The 14,771-nt window shown below is 67.1% G+C and carries 17 protein-coding genes; 12 read left to right on the top strand and 5 right to left on the bottom strand.

Annotated elements, in window-relative coordinates:
• Positions 1-10: 10 nt before the first annotated feature.
• From ACFVQ0_RS11285 to ACFVQ0_RS11335, 11 genes are all read left to right on the top strand, one after another.
• On the top strand, positions 11-472 hold the full coding sequence (locus ACFVQ0_RS11285; RefSeq protein WP_390086749.1) for a TadE/TadG family type IV pilus assembly protein: 462 nt from the start codon (positions 11-13) through the stop codon (positions 470-472).
• A gap of 3 nt (positions 473-475) precedes the next feature.
• The gene (locus tag ACFVQ0_RS11290) at positions 476-847 is read left to right on the top strand and encodes a TadE/TadG family type IV pilus assembly protein (RefSeq protein ID WP_390086751.1); all 372 of its coding nucleotides are present in this window, start codon (positions 476-478) and stop codon (positions 845-847) included.
• 45 nt (positions 848-892) lie between these two features.
• On the top strand, positions 893-2,230 hold the full coding sequence (locus ACFVQ0_RS11295; protein WP_390086753.1) for a CpaF family protein: 1,338 nt from the start codon (positions 893-895) through the stop codon (positions 2,228-2,230).
• A gap of 10 nt (positions 2,231-2,240) precedes the next feature.
• Positions 2,241-3,179: a type II secretion system F family protein gene (locus ACFVQ0_RS11300; RefSeq protein WP_390086754.1), complete on the top strand. Its 939-nt coding sequence runs from the start codon at positions 2,241-2,243 to the stop codon at positions 3,177-3,179.
• A 16-nt stretch (positions 3,180-3,195) separates the two neighbouring features.
• Positions 3,196-4,080, top strand: a complete 885-nt coding sequence (locus ACFVQ0_RS11305; protein WP_390086756.1) for a DUF5936 domain-containing protein — start codon at positions 3,196-3,198, stop codon at positions 4,078-4,080.
• 50 nt (positions 4,081-4,130) lie between these two features.
• Positions 4,131-5,486 (top strand): sensor histidine kinase, encoded by a 1,356-nt coding sequence (locus tag ACFVQ0_RS11310; RefSeq protein WP_390086757.1) that lies wholly within the window; start codon positions 4,131-4,133, stop codon positions 5,484-5,486.
• A gap of 14 nt (positions 5,487-5,500) precedes the next feature.
• Positions 5,501-6,571 carry a response regulator gene (locus tag ACFVQ0_RS11315; RefSeq protein WP_390086759.1) on the top strand — a complete coding sequence of 357 codons (1,071 nt, stop codon included), beginning with the start codon at positions 5,501-5,503 and terminating at the stop codon, positions 6,569-6,571.
• 210 nt (positions 6,572-6,781) lie between these two features.
• Positions 6,782-7,012: a hypothetical protein gene (locus ACFVQ0_RS11320; RefSeq protein WP_390086761.1), complete on the top strand. Its 231-nt coding sequence runs from the start codon at positions 6,782-6,784 to the stop codon at positions 7,010-7,012.
• A gap of 53 nt (positions 7,013-7,065) precedes the next feature.
• Positions 7,066-7,680 carry a pilus assembly protein TadG-related protein gene (locus ACFVQ0_RS11325; protein ID WP_390087765.1) on the top strand — a complete coding sequence of 205 codons (615 nt, stop codon included), beginning with the start codon at positions 7,066-7,068 and terminating at the stop codon, positions 7,678-7,680.
• Between the two features lie 39 nt (positions 7,681-7,719).
• A complete protein-coding gene (locus ACFVQ0_RS11330; protein WP_390086762.1) occupies positions 7,720-8,334 on the top strand; it encodes a hypothetical protein in 615 nt (204 codons plus the stop codon).
• 8 nt (positions 8,335-8,342) lie between these two features.
• Positions 8,343-8,990, top strand: coding sequence for an OmpA family protein (locus ACFVQ0_RS11335; protein ID WP_390086764.1), 648 nt, complete (start codon positions 8,343-8,345; stop codon positions 8,988-8,990).
• A gap of 95 nt (positions 8,991-9,085) precedes the next feature.
• On the opposite strand, the gene ACFVQ0_RS11340 is transcribed toward ACFVQ0_RS11335, so the two are convergent.
• The 3 genes from ACFVQ0_RS11340 to ACFVQ0_RS11350 form a co-directional block, all read right to left on the bottom strand.
• Complete coding sequence (locus ACFVQ0_RS11340) at positions 9,086-9,547, bottom strand: hypothetical protein (RefSeq protein ID WP_390086766.1); 462 nt, start codon at positions 9,545-9,547, stop codon at positions 9,086-9,088.
• Positions 9,548-9,690: 143 nt separating this feature from the next.
• Positions 9,691-10,674: an ArsR family transcriptional regulator gene (locus tag ACFVQ0_RS11345; RefSeq protein WP_390086768.1), complete on the bottom strand. Its 984-nt coding sequence runs from the start codon at positions 10,672-10,674 to the stop codon at positions 9,691-9,693.
• 245 nt (positions 10,675-10,919) lie between these two features.
• Positions 10,920-11,060: a hypothetical protein gene (locus ACFVQ0_RS11350; RefSeq protein ID WP_390086770.1), complete on the bottom strand. Its 141-nt coding sequence runs from the start codon at positions 11,058-11,060 to the stop codon at positions 10,920-10,922.
• Positions 11,061-11,722: 662 nt separating this feature from the next.
• On the opposite strand from ACFVQ0_RS11350, the gene ACFVQ0_RS11355 reads away from it, so the two are divergent.
• Positions 11,723-12,022, top strand: a complete 300-nt coding sequence (locus tag ACFVQ0_RS11355) for a hypothetical protein (protein ID WP_390086772.1) — start codon at positions 11,723-11,725, stop codon at positions 12,020-12,022.
• A 68-nt stretch (positions 12,023-12,090) separates the two neighbouring features.
• Here the strand turns inward: ACFVQ0_RS11355 and ACFVQ0_RS11360 are convergent, their stop codons facing one another.
• Together ACFVQ0_RS11360 and ACFVQ0_RS11365 are read right to left on the bottom strand one after the other, a co-directional pair.
• Complete coding sequence (locus tag ACFVQ0_RS11360; protein ID WP_390086774.1) at positions 12,091-12,834, bottom strand: PaeR7I family type II restriction endonuclease; 744 nt, start codon at positions 12,832-12,834, stop codon at positions 12,091-12,093.
• A gap of 13 nt (positions 12,835-12,847) precedes the next feature.
• Entirely contained in the window at positions 12,848-14,524 is a 1,677-nt protein-coding gene (locus tag ACFVQ0_RS11365; RefSeq protein WP_390086776.1) for an Eco57I restriction-modification methylase domain-containing protein, read from the bottom strand.
• Positions 14,525-14,771 lie beyond the last annotated feature (247 nt).

Below are 14,771 nucleotides of genomic sequence, written 5' to 3' on the forward strand. Positions count from 1 at the left end.
GGGCGCATCCATGGCAACGACGCGGACGGCGACGGCGGACACCGGCACGGGCAGCGGTACGGGCGAAAGCGCGGGCAGGGGCACAGCCTTAGGCAGGAGGCGTCGCCGCCGCGACCGCGACCGCGGGCAGACCGCGATCGAGTTCGTCGGGGTGACGCCTCTGATCATTCTGCTGCTCGTCCTGCTCTGGCAGTGCGCCCTGTACGGCTACACGTTCACCCTGGCGAGCAACGCGGCGGACATGGGGGCGCGGGCCGGGGGCGGGGCGCAGGGGAACCGCGGCGCCGCCTGCTCGCAGGCGGCGAACGAGGACCTGCCCGACGCCTGGCGGGGCGGCTCCATCGAGTGCGGAGTGAGCGGTTCCGGCCTCTACCGGGCCAGGGTCCACCTCGCCGTGCCCGTCCTGGTGCCCGGCGTACTCGACTGGGGGCCGACGGTCACCGGCGAAGCGGCTTCGGTGAAGGAGGGCTGAACGATGACCGGAATCAGGCGCGGGTCCCGTCGTGAGCGCGGACAGGTCGCCATCGAGTACCTGGGGTTCATCCCGTTGCTGCTGCTGGTCGGCCTCTGCGCCATCCAGCTCGGCATCGCCGCGTACACCGTGAACCAGGCGGGCACCGCCGCACGCGTCGCCGCCCGCACGGCCGGTCAGGACGGCCCGACGGCCGGATCGCCCGAACAGGCCGGCGCGAGCGCCATCAGCGGCTGGCTCGCGGACGGCCTGCGCTGGGGCTCTTCGACCCGTACCGACGACGTCACGTACACCGCCCACGTGACGATCCCCAGCATCATCCCCGGCCTCCATCTGGGGAAGGCCACCCGCAGCTCCACCATGCCGCGCGACTGAGCCCCGCACCGCACCACCAGCAAGCCGGACCGAGGAGTTGGCACCATGAGTCTGCGGGCACGCATCACCGCCCCCGAGGAACGCGCGGGAGGCCGCGAGGACGGCCACATGGTCGCCTCCTACCGGGCCAAGCTGCTTGAGGAGATCGACCTCGCGGAGATGTCCTCGCTGGCCGCGGCCGACCGGCGGGCCCGCCTGGAGCGCGTACTCGGCCACATCATCAGCCGCGAGGGCCCGGTCCTGTCGACCGTCGAGCGCTCCCAGCTGATCCGCCGGGTCGTCGACGAGGCACTCGGCCTCGGCATCCTCGAACCGCTCCTGGAGGACGCGTCCATCACCGAGATCATGGTCAACGGACCCGACCAGATCTTCGTGGAGCGCAGCGGCAAGGTCGAACAGCTCCCGATGCGCTTCGGCTCGCACGAACAGCTGATGCAGACCATCGAACGCATCGTCTCCACCGTCAACCGCCGGGTGGACGAGTCGAATCCGATGGTCGACGCCCGCCTCCCCAGCGGGGAGCGCGTCAACGTGATCATTCCGCCGCTCTCGCTGACCGGCGCGACGCTCACCATCCGGCGGTTCCCCCGGTCCTTCACCCTCCCGGAGATGATCAGCTTCGGCTCGCTCGACGAGCAGATGCTGTTCCTGCTCTCCGGGCTCGTCCAGGCCAAGCTGAACATCATCGTCTCCGGTGCCACCGGCACCGGGAAGACCACCCTCCTCAACGCGCTCTCCGGACTCATCCCGAACAACGAGCGCATCGTCACCATCGAGGACTCCGCCGAACTCCAGCTCCAGCAGAACCACGTCATCCGGCTGGAGTCCCGGCCCGCGAACGTCGAGGGCAAGGGCCAGGTCACCATCCGCGACCTGGTCCGCAACTCCCTGCGCATGCGCCCCGACCGCATCATCGTCGGTGAGGTCCGCGGCGGCGAGTCGCTCGACATGCTCCAGGCGATGTCCACCGGCCACGACGGCTCCCTGGCCACCGTGCACGCCAACAGCGCGGAGGACGCGCTGATGCGCCTCCAGACACTCGCCTCGATGTCGGAGATCAAGATCCCCTTCGAGGCGCTGCACGACCAGATCAACAGCGCCGTGGACGTGATCGTCCAGCTCACCCGGCACGCCGACGGCACCCGTAAGGTCACCGAGATCGCCGTGCTCGACTCGCACGGCCGGGACAACTACCGGATCGTCAGCGTGGCCCGCTTCAACGCCCGGCCCATGGGCGCCGACGGACGGGTCCACGGCCACTTCGAGTACCTCCCGCTGCCCCGGAAGGCCGCCGAACGCCTCTACATGGCCGGCCAGCCCATCCCGCAGGCCTTCGGGGTCGCCACGTCCGAAGAACAGCTCGCCACCCGAGAGGCCAAGTAGGTACCGCGCCATGACCAATCTCGCCCTCCTCACGATTGGCGTCACCCTCGTCTGCGGCGTACTCGGCGTCGTGGGTCTGCACGCGTACGCCGGCGGGAAGGCCGACCGCGACGCCCTCCTCGACCGCCTCTCGCACCCCGGACAGCTGCCGTCCGCCGGCCGCCACCGCCGCTTCCAGGGCGTCGACCGGCGGCTGCGCAGGACGGGTCTCGGCCGCAGGATCGAGCTGAAGCTGACGGCCACCGGCCTGGACATCACGCCGGGCGAGTTCGTCGTCTACGCGCTGGTCGCCATGGCCGGGCTCTGGCTGGCCGCCTCCTCCGTCCTGGCCTCCTTCTTCGGCCCGGTGGCCGCCCTGATCGGCCTCTGGGGCACCAACGCCTTCCTGAACTGGCAGCGGACCAAGCGCACCGACCGTTTCATCAACCAGCTCCCCGAACTCTCCCGCATCCTCGCCAACGCCACCCAGGCCGGACTCGCCCTGCGCACCGCGCTCGCCATGGCGGCGGAGGAGCTGGAGGACCCCGCGGGCGAGGAACTGGCCCGGGTCGCACGCCGGCTCGACGTCGGCGAATCCCTGGACGACGCGCTGAGCGAGCTGACCGAGCGGCTGCCCTCCCGCGAACTCGTCGTCCTGGTCACCACCCTCGTCCTGTCCAACCGGGCCGGCGGCATGGTCGTCAGCTCGCTGCGCAACCTCACCCAGACGCTGGAGGAGCGCAAGGAGACCCGGCGCGAGGTCAAGACCCAGCTCTCGCAGGTGACCGTCACGGCGTACGCCGTCCCGGGCTTCGGCTTCGCCGCCATGCTCCTGATGAACGCCGTGATGCCGGGCGCCCTGGACCGGATGACCGGCGCGCTGATCGGCCAGGTCGCGGTGGTCGTCGCGCTCATCCTGTACGCGATCGGATTCGTCGTGATCCGCCGCCTGTCCCGTATCGACGTCTGAGGGGAGGAGAGCGGACATGGACCTGTTGCTCGCACTCGTCGTGGGTCTCGCCGTGTACGGCACGATCGCCGGCATCCGGATGTACCGGGCCGACGCCAAGCTCCCCGGCGACCTCGCCATCGCCCTGGAGGTCGGCTCCACCCGTACCGGCGCGGTCGGCTCCGTCATCGACCGGATGGGCATGCGGTGGGCCCCCGCGGTGCTCAGGATGATGGGCGCCAAGGCGGTCGGCAAGAAGCGCCGCCAGATCGACATGGCCGGCAACCCCGGCGGGCTCACCATCGACCGGTACGCCGCCCGCCGCGCCGTCTACGGGGCGCTCGGCGCGTTCGGCGCCCTGACGATGCTGATGCGCGGGCAGCTCTTCCTCGCCGTCCTGCTCGTCGCGTTCGGCGCCTTCTGGGTCGAGGTCGGCATCTGGTCGGCCGTCCGGGTCCGCAGGGACCACATCGAGCGCACGCTCCCCGACTTCCTGGACGTCCTCGCCGTCGTCGTCTCCGCGGGCCTCGGCTTCCGGCAGGCACTGGAACGCGTCGCGGAGAAGTACGAGGGCCCCTGGGCCGACGAACTCCGCATCACCCTGCGCCAGATGGACATGGGCGTCAGCCGCCGCCAGGCCTTCGAGGAGCTCCGCAGGCGCAACGACTCGGAGCAGGTGGCGATGTTCGTGACGACACTCCAGCAGGGCGAGGAACTCGGTGCGCCGATCGTCGAGACGCTGATCCAGATCGCCAACGACATGCGCCGCACGGACGCCCAGAACGCCCGCCGCAAGGCGGCCAAGGCCGTCCCGAAGGCGACCTTCGCCGTCACCACCTTCCTGCTCCCCGGCACCCTGCTGCTGCTGACGGTCGGATTTGTGTACGGGGCCGACGTCGACTTCTCGTTCCTCGGCGGATGACCCGCATGACGAGGATGATGAGCGACACGCGCAGGCGGAGGTGACAGGCCATGGCATTCCCACTCAGCGACCCGCGGACGGACCCCGCGAACGACGTGCGCCAGGCGCTCGCCAACCCCACCGGTCGCCCGGCCTTCGCGATCCAGCTGAACGCCCTCCAGGCCATGTGCCGCCAGGTCTTCGGCTTCCGGCTCGCGATGATCGCCATGGCGACACCGTTCGCCATCGGCCGCACGGCGCCTGGCCCGGCGACCTGGCTCATCGGCGCGGCGATCGTCGTCACCTTCATGGGCTCCTACGTCCTCTTCCGGGACTGGGAGCGCTTCGGCCCCATCTTCCTGCGCCACCGCTGGCTGATCGGCGTCGACGCCTGCTTCGGCGCCCTGCTCCTGATCACGGCCACACCGGAATCCACCCTGGCGTACGTCACGGTCTGCACGCCGCTGCTGGCCGGGCTCGTCTACGGCTGGCGGGGCTCCGCGGTGTTCACCGCGCTCCAGACGGTGATCATCTTCGTCGTCTACGGCGCCGACCCGAAGCTGGACGGCAGCGAGGCGACCGCGCTCCTCCTCCCCGGATTCTGCGTGATCGCCGGGGCCGTCGGCGTCACCCTGCGCAACCTGCTGCTCCGCTTCGGCACCGCGAGCCAGGCCCTCACGGAGACCAGGGCCCGGCTCGCGGTCAGCGAGGCCGTGGTGACCGAACGCACCCGGCTGGCCCGCGAGATGCACGACTCGGTCGCCAAGACCCTGCACGGCCTGGCCCTCGCCGCTGACGGCCTGGCCCACTCCGCCGACCGGATGGACCCCCTCACGGTCAAGCACCAGGCGGAACTGGTCGCCCGCTCCGCCCGCCGCGCCGCCGCCGAGTCACGGGAGCTCCTCTCCGACCTCCGCCGGGACCACGGCCTGGACGGCGGGGTGGACATCATGACCGAACTCCGCTCCCGTACGGCCGACTTCACCCGCCGCCACAACCTCGCCGCCACCTTCGAAACCCTCCAGGAGACGCCCGTACCGGCGGTGCCCCAGGCGGTCGGCCGTCAGCTCCTCACCATCGCCTCCGAGGCGATGGAGAACGCGCAGCGCCATGCCCACCCCTCCTGTGTGACCGTGCTCGCCGGCGTGCAGGGCGGCCTACTGCGCGTCAGCGTGTACGACGACGGGCAGGGCCTCCCGGCGGGCACCACGCTCGACGACCTCCAACGGGCCGGCCACTTCGGCCTCGTCGGCATGGTCGAACGCGCCGCGTCCATCGGCGCACGCATACGGATCGGCAGGGGCGAGGCGGCGACCGGCACGGAAGTCCGCCTGGAGCTGCCCCTGAAGACCTTGTCCCCCGCACCGCCCACCCACGACTCCACCCACCATTCCCCCCACCATTCCCCCCGAAGTACCGCTCTCTGAGAGGAGGCCGCACCATGCCGGACGAGATCTCGCACGCCGCCGGCCGGAACTGGGACGCGCGGCACCACGCCTCCCAGCACACGTCCTCGCACGCCACGCCCATGAATTCGGAAGCCGGCTCCCCGGGCCTCCCCGCCCCGCGACAGACAGCGCCCCCCACCCCCCTCCCCGCCTTCCCACCGGCAACCGGCCTGCTGCGGGTGGTCGTGGCCGACGACAACCCGGTGGTCAGGGCCGGCCTCGGCGCCCTGCTCTCCGGACGCGAGGACATAGAGGTCGCGGCGGAGGCGGCGGACGGCCGCCAGGCCTACGAGATGGCGTTGCGCCACCGTCCCGACGTCGTCCTGCTCGACGTCCGGATGCCCGGCGTGGACGGCATATCCGCCCTGCCGCACCTGGTGCGGGTCGCCCCCGTGATGATGCTGACCTACAGCCGCGAGAGCGAAGTCGTCCATGAGGCGCTGCGCCTGGGCGCGAGCGGCTACCTGGTCCACGGCGAGTTCACGGCGGACCAGCTCGTACAGGCCGTACGCGACACGAGGAGCGGCCGCGCGCACTTCACCGCCACGGCGGCGGACGCCCTGCTGGCCCACATGCGCCAGGACCCCGGACCACAGGCCGCCCCCCTCCCGGAGGGCCTCGGATCCGCCCTGACCACGGGCGTTCCCTACCGGCTACCCGGCTACGAGAGCGCCGCCCCCGTCCCTGGTGCGTATGCACACGCCCCCCGGCCGGGAACGCCCGCACCGACGCCGCCACCTGCGATTCGCCCCGCACAGCAACCACAGGGGCTTTCGCATGTGCAATTAAGTATGGGACAGTCTTCAATGAACGGGGGCCCGGTCGCAGCCCCTAACAGGCCGCAGCACGGGCTGAGTTCGAGGGAGGTGGAGGTCATGGAGCTGATCGCGTCGGGAATGAGCAACCAGCAAATCGCCGCCACCTGCTTCATCAGCGAGAAGACGGTGAAGAACCACATCAACCGGATCTTCACCAAGCTCCACAGCACCAGCCGGAGCGAGGCGATAGCCCGCTGGCTCGGCACGGCCCCCACCCCGGGCCCCGGCACGCAAGGAGGCAGGTAGCCATGCCGGGCCGGAACGGAAAACGCTGGACCCAGCTGGGTGATTGGGCCCGGGAATGGGCCCTGGGACCCTCTGGCGGACAGGTCGTTCCGCCGTACGTTTCTCCCGTCACTCACGGCACCGGCCAGGAGGAAGCCGGTACCGGGAGCGACAACGAAGCAGCGTGCGAGCCCGCCGGCAATCGGTCGGCCGAATCCGGAGGGGAACACCATGTCGAACATCACCCTGAAGACCGCCGTCCGCATCAACGGCTGGGCCAACACCGCGGTATCGAGGATCCAGAAGCGCTACGAGACCGCGGACCGCGGCCAGACGGCGTTCGAGTACCTCGGCATCATCCTGGTGGTCGTCGCGATCATCGGCGGGATGGTGGCTTCGGGGATCGGAGCGGCGATCACTACGCGTATCACCAAGTTGGTGGAGCAGGTCAAGGCGGGTTAGTGGCCGCGCGGGACCCGAGAGACCGAGGGCAGGCCTTCCCCATCTACATTGTGATGGTGGCGGGCCTGCTCTTCCTCGCGTTCGCCTTCTTTGCGGTCGGTCAGGCTGCGGCCGCTCGCAACGGAGCCCAAGGTGCCGCCGACGCCGCCGCACTCGCCGCGGCCCAGCAAGCCCGCGACGACCTGGAACTGCCGTTCCTCCAGGCCCTTCGTGACCCCAACGGCCTGGACGACTTCTTGAGCGGCTACCAGTATTTCCGAGCAGGGGAGTCAGAAGCTGTTCGGCTCGCGTCCAAGAACCGGTCGGACGTCACCGACTTCTACTGGCGGCCGGGGTATTGGCAGGACAGAGTCACCGCCAAGGTCAGGACTCGCTACACCGTGGGTCCTTCAGTGATCCCTTCGACCAAGAACGACCACGCCACGGCTTCGGCCACAGCGGTGATCGAATTCCGCTGCTCCTTGAAGTCCGCTCCCGAGACGCCCGAATCGGGTCAGGACGAGGACAGTGACAAGGACGACAAGGGCAAGGACGATTCGGAGGACGCGCCCGGCTCGTTCGAGTTCCGCTGCGACGGGGGGCGGGATGTCACGATCGACCTGGCCGACAAGAATCCGCTCGACGGACTGGGCAAGTTGATCTTCTCCGTGCATCTGATCGACGACTGACAGCGAACGATGAGCAGACGAGTAAAGGATCCTGAGCCCATGAGTATTCGCCGCACCACGAAGTCCCGAAGGGCAGTGGCGGCCACCTCGATGGCGGCCGTCCTGGCTCTCTTCGTCACCGGCTGCGGCGGCGACGACGGCGGGGGCGCGAATGGCCCCGGAACGTCGTCGTCCTCGAAGTCTTCCGACGAGGGCACCGACGGCGACAAGGGTGCGAAGGAGGACACCGCTGCCGGGGAACAGGTGGACCCGGATGCGAACCTGGCTCAGGTCAGGGGCGACAAGGGAATGCTGCTCGTGATCAATCAGGTGAAGCGCGACTCGGGTGGGTTCGTCACCGTGCAGGGAGATCTGACGAACAAGGGCGACACACCCGTGAACCCCTCCGCTTGGGTTGGCACCGAGACGACGATCGTGAACAGCAATCTCAACTCCGTCGCCGGCGCGACGCTGGTGGACAAGACGGGCAAGAAGCGCTACTACATTCTCCGTGACACGGACGGCCGATGCCTCTGCACATCGGACATGTCGGCGGTCCAGCCCGGCAAATCCACTCCGGTGTTCATGCAGTTCCCGGCGCCGCCGAGCACGACGACCGAGGTTGACTTCACTCTGCCGACGTTTGCGACCACTTCACTGAAGATCTCTGGATGATGTCTGACATGACCTACACATCATCGCGTCAGCCGAGGCAGGCCGCGGGAACAATTGTCGTCACTGCCTTCCTGCTGTCTTGTGTGTCGGTCTTCGGCGCAGGGGCGGCACAGGCGAATGACGGTCCCAGCGTGCCTCCGGGAACGGAAGCCTCGGAAACGCCACCGGTCGAGGTGGACGGGAACGACCCCGACCTCAAGATGCCGGAGGGTAGCAAGCTTGCTCCGGCCAGAGTCCTCGACATCATCCAAGTGGTCGAGGACCAAGGCGGGGAGGAGCGCCGCGAGGACACCAACGCGGACATCAAGTTCGCCCTCCAGGCAGAGGTCCTGTTCGGCAAGGACAGCGCGAAACTGAGCGCCGAGGCCAACTCGCGTATCGCCGGCATCGCTGCTGAGGCCAAGAAGCAGAACGCCACCAAGGTGCGGGTATTCGGCTTCACGGACAACCTCGGCTCCTCCGCCCACGGAGACGTGCTGTCGAAGCAGCGTGCCGATGCGGTCAACAAGGTGCTGTCCGGTCAGCTCGACGCGTCCGTCACCTTCGAGATCCGCGGCTACGGAGAGCAGTACCCGATCGCCGACAACAGCACGGAGGAGGGCCGGAAGAAGAACCGCCGCGTCGAGGTCTCCTTCCCGCGCGGAGGCTCCTCCTGACCTGACCGCCGGACCGGGGGCTGAGGGGCCCGGTACCTGCACCCGACCCCTCGGGTGCAGGCCCTTTGCCAATGTGTTCGGCTACCCGGTCCGGGTCAGCAGGGGCGCAGGGACCACACCGGGTCCCACTTCGCTGTGCCGGAGCTGTACGCGGTCGAGCTCCACAGCTTGTTGCCCGACTTCCCGTAGAACTTGGCGACCGTCCCCGGGGTCTGGTTGTTGATCCAGGGGCCCGTGCCGTACCAGTTGGAGACTGTCCACAACTGGCAGGTGTAGTAGGAGAACTCCGTACCGCGAACGGTCATGCACAGGTGCTCGTAGGAGCAGTTGAGTGCCTGACCCTGGACGGCCTTCCGTGCGGTGAACCCGTTGTAGTCCATGGTGGTCGCATCGATCCGGCGACCCTTGGCCGCCACGTCCGCACCCATGACCGACGCGACCGTGGAGTTGACCTCGCGGAGTCCGTTGTCCTGTGCTGCCGCGGAGGGGCCCGTCATGCTCAGCAGCGTGCCCGCCAGCAGTGTGGCCACGGCCGCGGTCGTGCCGAGGCGTTTCATGAGATTCATCTGGTCTGTGCCCTCTCTTCGCTGTTTGCCCGGTTGCGCGGTGTGTGCGCCCGCGGGGATCAGCATGGAGCGGCCGGGGGACGGGGTGTGCTGGGTTTCGGTTCCAGCCGAAATGTCAGCCGTGCTGTGGGGTGTCAGGTGCAGTCAAGGAGGCGGAAACCCAGCGGTGTTGGGGCATGCAGGACACGTTTTCCGTCGCGTCGGCTCACGAGCAGTCCGCCGTCCCGCAGCACGGCCAGCTGCTCGCTGACCGTCGGCAGGGACATGCCCGTCGCGGCGGAGAGCTCGGAGGTGGTCGGGCAGACGCGCACGGCGGCCTCGTACAGGAGCGCGGCACGTGTGGAACCCAGCAGGTGGGACAGCGACAACTGGTGGGCGGACGGGGGCGAGAAGGGGCTGTCGACCGGGTACACGAGTACGGGTCGCAGCCGGTCGTCCGCCAGGGCCACCGGGCGCCTCCAGCAGAAGTACGACGGAATCAGCAGCAGTCCCCGCCCGTTCAGGTACAGATCGCGTACGACCGGATAGTCGACCGTCAGCACGGGTGGCTCCCAACTCGCCATCGGCCGCAGCGTGTGGAGCAGCGCCCGCGTTCCGCCGTCCATCAGGGCGCGGGTACGCAGGGACACGTCTGCCGCCGTGGCCGCGCCGATGCGGCTGTCCATCGGTGCGATGAACTCCCGGTAGTACGTGCGTAGATGTCCGCGCAGTGCCCTCAGGGCCGTGACATCTCCGCGCGCCAGCTCGGCTCCCGTCCACGGGTGTGCGCCGTCCGTCGCCAGCAGAGTCAACTCCTCGTTGAGGCGGGGGCGTGGCGTTGTCAGCACCTGGTCGATACCGGAGTGGAGATCCTCGGTGGGGTCCTCTGCGGCCGGGGTGAGGAAGTCCGGAAAGTATCCGGTGTACGGCACCAGGCTGCGCAGTGCCGCCGCGGCTTCGCGGGCCGCTCCGCCCCGCCGGACCAACGTGACGGCCGCCCGCCTCCACGGGTCGAAGAGGGCGGCGCCGTCACGGGTCTGCAGGCGGCTCACGCTGCACACGATCTCCCACAGCGGGTCGGGGTGACGGGCTATGCGGACATTCGTCAGATCGTCGCTGGTGAAGTGGATGCGCAGCACGGCTTGCCTCCGTCGGCCGGCAGTGTTCGCAACGAGCCTTATTGCGCAGAACGCCCCAAGCAAGGTTATTCCCGGCCACATGCCTCATCTGGGTGCACCCGGGATCCCGCTCTCTCGTGATCGCTGAGTGCGCCCGCTGTCCAGCGGCAGCTACGTCCATAGCCCGGCCGCTCGGCGTCGTCGCGAGCGTCCGGGAGGCATGGCGATCCCGCCACTTGGCCGGTGCGAGAGTTCAAGTCCAGTAGCTACAGGCTCTGCAGCCACAAGGCGGCCGCCGTCACGATGGCAGCGCCTGTGGTGTACGCCGCCCCACGCACGGATGCGAACAGCGCGGTACGGATCAACCGCTTGAAGGTGGCCTTCTCGGAAGGGGAATTCTTCGGCATGCTTTCGAGATCCTCCAGGTCGTGCGCCCTCGGCTGGGCGCCCTGCACCTACAGTCACCCCTCCCTGACGGGTCAGGACGTGTGAGGCCGCTTTTCGACGCATCGGGGCGCCCGAGCACATGTTTGGACATCGTGCGAGTATTGCTGGACGTTTCTGGACGGTGTCGGACGGTCGGGGGTATGTCGTGGCCAGGGCCTTGCAGAAGCCGGGGCTCCCCCCGGGCGCTCTCAGGGAACTTAACGAAGCTCTGCACGAGCTGCATTTGCTGGCTGGGTGGCCGAGTTGTCCAGATATGGCAGGACCGCCAGCAGACCGCATCAAGAGCAAGAGCACTATCCATGCCGCCTTCCGCAGGCCAGACCTGCCTGGGTCGGAACTCGTTGACCATCTAGCACATAAACTTGCCGAGCTAGCTGGCCGGAACCCGGAAGAAGAGGTTTCTCGGCTCCACGAGTTGTGGGTTTCTGCTGCCCGGGTGATTTCGGGGGGCGGTGGAGAGAGGCCGTTGGAGGCGGCGCCTGAGGTCAAACCACCTGGAGTGCGGGAACCTCATGGCAGGGATGGCCCGTGGGCGCTGCTGCCTCGGAGGGGAAGTCTGCGGGTTGACTCGGACGCAGCCGCGGCTGCCCCGGAGCTCGACGGTACAGCTTGGCTGGATATCATGCAGCTGGCAATATCTGCCTCCCTTTTGTCCCTTTTTCCCGTGAAGACTAAGGCCTACGAGTTCTTGGACAGTGCAAAGCTGCCCGAGGAGATTTATGTCGGAGGTGCTCCGGGGACGATTGGCTACTGGGTTGGGATAGTGAATTACGTTCGCAGTACATCCTCTCTGGAGGGTCTTAAGGCGCTGATTGAATCAGCGGAGATTGCTTGCGATGAAAGTCCGCGCGAGCTAAAAATACTCATCGGCGCACTTGGTGATGTGACGAGCGGCAAAGGTCGGGACTCCTCATCGGAGTGAAGGTTCCCGGCAGGCCCACCAAGGTGGATCGCGGCGCCAAATCCGGTGGCGCCGCGAGGCGGTTACAGCTACAGCGTGCCTTGATCAGGGCCAGGGAGCCCTAGGTCCTCCAGGTACTTGATGCGAGCGTTGATCGCTGCCGAGAAGTGGCGCCAGTCCAGGCTTGTGACGAGCTCGATAGGCTTCGTCTCGTCCTTTGAGGACGAGATATAGCAGACGGAGTCGTAAAGTCCCTCGTCCATCAGGCGCTCGCAGAAGATGGCGAATCTATCCTGATAGGATTTCCCCAGCCAGATTCGCTCAACGGGGAAGGGCCCCTTCCGGACCGATACCGGGCTGCGGGACTTGGGGTGATCTTCCATGATGAAGAAATACCCGAGCCATGGCCTCTCGCCAGGGAAGGCGTCGGCGAGTGCAGCACGACGCAGGTCCACGGCGCTGCCCAGTGCTTCCTCGACCCTGTTGTTGTAGTTGTTTCCGAATGAAGGCCCGCCCAGGGCCTTGAGCTCGAAGGCCGCAACCAAGGTGTTGCCGCGGGTTACTACGAGATCCCACTGCTTTTGGGGTCGGTAGTACCCAGGAAGCTCCAGCCCCTGCTGCTTGTTTACCCGAATGTCTTCCGGTGCGTAGCCGGCGTCGAGGAAGAACTTGGCGAGTAGAGCAGCGATATGGTCGAAATGCTTACCTCCTCGCACTGAGCCAGCCGTTCCCGCTCCCACGGCGTCCTTGATGACGGAAAGCTCACTCTGAGTTTTCTTGGCATCCCAGTACGCAGCTATGGCGTCCTCGAAGTCTTGGCGGGTGACCGTCAAGATCCGTTCCTTTCTAGTCAGGCAGTTCGGCGAGCCCATAGACACGCAGAGCAGCTTCAGTGGCAGCCTGTACATCGCGCTTGTTGAAGGCTTCCCTGAGTGCGACCTGGTCGCTCTCGCTGATCGCCAGCGGATCGGGCACGCGGATCTTGCGGAGGTACTGAGCCTGGAAGCGGATCGTCCCCCCCCGCATCTTGACTGCGTACGCCTCTACGAAAGCCTCGGCAACTTTCGACAGCAACAGACCGCCGAGAACGTGCATGTCCCAGGTTTCTGAGACGATGAAATACAGGTTGTGGTGAGGGTATAGTCCGCCTTCATCGAGGACCGGATGGATCGTCAGTTTCATGTCCGGCAACAGCAGCTTTGGACGGCCAATCAGGCGGTGATCGACCTTGTCGATCGTCTTGTACCAGCGATCAGGTTGCTTGGTCGCGATGTAGCGCTTCCGTAGCGCGGTTCCATGCTCCTCGAAGTACGAGGCGAGGCGGGGATACGCGGCAAGATCGACGAGACGGCCCTCGGCTGTCCATGGATTGACCAGATATGTGCCGTGCCAGTCGAGGACACCGCTAGTCGTATCGCGGACCATGGCCATGGGGAGGAGTCGGTCGCTCTCGATGAGCCCCTTGTCTGCCGTGAGGAAGACCTTGTCGGCGCCGGTGGCAATGCCGATGCCGACCCGAGTGCCGGTCTTGCCGTCTTCCAGTAGTCGGAAGCGTTCTGTGAGTTCCTCGAGTACCGCCAGCCTGGAGGGGGAGGCGGCTGGCCAGGAACCCTCATCCGGAAACCAGTTAGGCATGCGGGCTGCTCGGAATGCCGTTGTGGTGATCGACTCCGAGGAGTTCTGTGCACACCAGGAAACAAAGTCTGGGGCCTGCGCGCTGCCGAATTCCCGGGTGGTGTCTGCTGCCACTGCGTGGCCTTGAGTCCGGTTGGAGATGATGGTGATGGCCGGATAGGCCGAAACTTGATCCTCGAAGGCGTCTACGTCATGCATAACTAGCGCCACGTCCATGCTGAAGCGGCTGCGCACCATCTGCCGGAGGCTACGACCGTACTGGTTCCGCATCCAGCGGTCCGCACAGATGAATCCGAGCCGTCCCCCGGGGGTGAGGCTCCGTAGCGCAACTTCGTAGAAGCCGACGTAGATATCTGCTCGGCCACCCATTGTGGTACAGGCTTGACGGTATGCAGCCATCCGGGCATCGGGAACATCTTCGAGGCGGATGTATGGAGGGTTGCCGACTACGTAGTCAGCTCGATTGCCGACGTCGGCTTGTAGTAGGTAGTCACCTTGTTCGACCCAGGCTGCAGCCACCTTCCGTGACTCCTCTGCCGGCCATCCCTCGGCCACCAACTGAGTTTCGACAGTCGCGCGGCTCCGCAGCACGTTGCGGTCCAACAGGTCCAGGGCGCGAACTGCGGCGAGCGCATCCGTGATGGGGCGGTTATGCGCGCGGCAGGACGAACTGATCCTCGAAGCGATCGCGACCAGGAATGCACCAGCACCACAGGCGGGCTCGACAAGCCTCACCTCGGTGAGGTCCTTGTCCGCGGTGTAACCGAGGAGGTCGAGGGCAAGGTCGACCACCCAGCGTCGTGTGAAGACCTCACCGTGTTCCACGGCCTCCACGGGGAGGTTGGGAAGGTTATGTAGGTCCGTGTCGAGGAACAGAGGGGTAGCCACGTTCCGAGCCTACTAGGGAGGATTCCGGCCACAGGTTCCGTCAGGGCAGCTGTACGTGGTGGGGCAAGTTCTTTCGGAGCGCAGAGCGGCGTTCGCCCTCAGCCGGCACTAGCGCCGGGTGCACGAGGCGGCCACTGCGAGATCCGCAGTCGGCCGGTAGGGGCGGAGGGTGGGTCTCTGTCGACGGCTGATCCAGGACCTGAGCCTCAACCAGAGCATCCTGACGGACGTTCCACGGCAGATGTCT

Source organism: Streptomyces sp. NPDC057900, assembly GCF_042887885.1.
GTDB lineage: Bacteria > Actinomycetota > Actinomycetes > Streptomycetales > Streptomycetaceae > Streptomyces.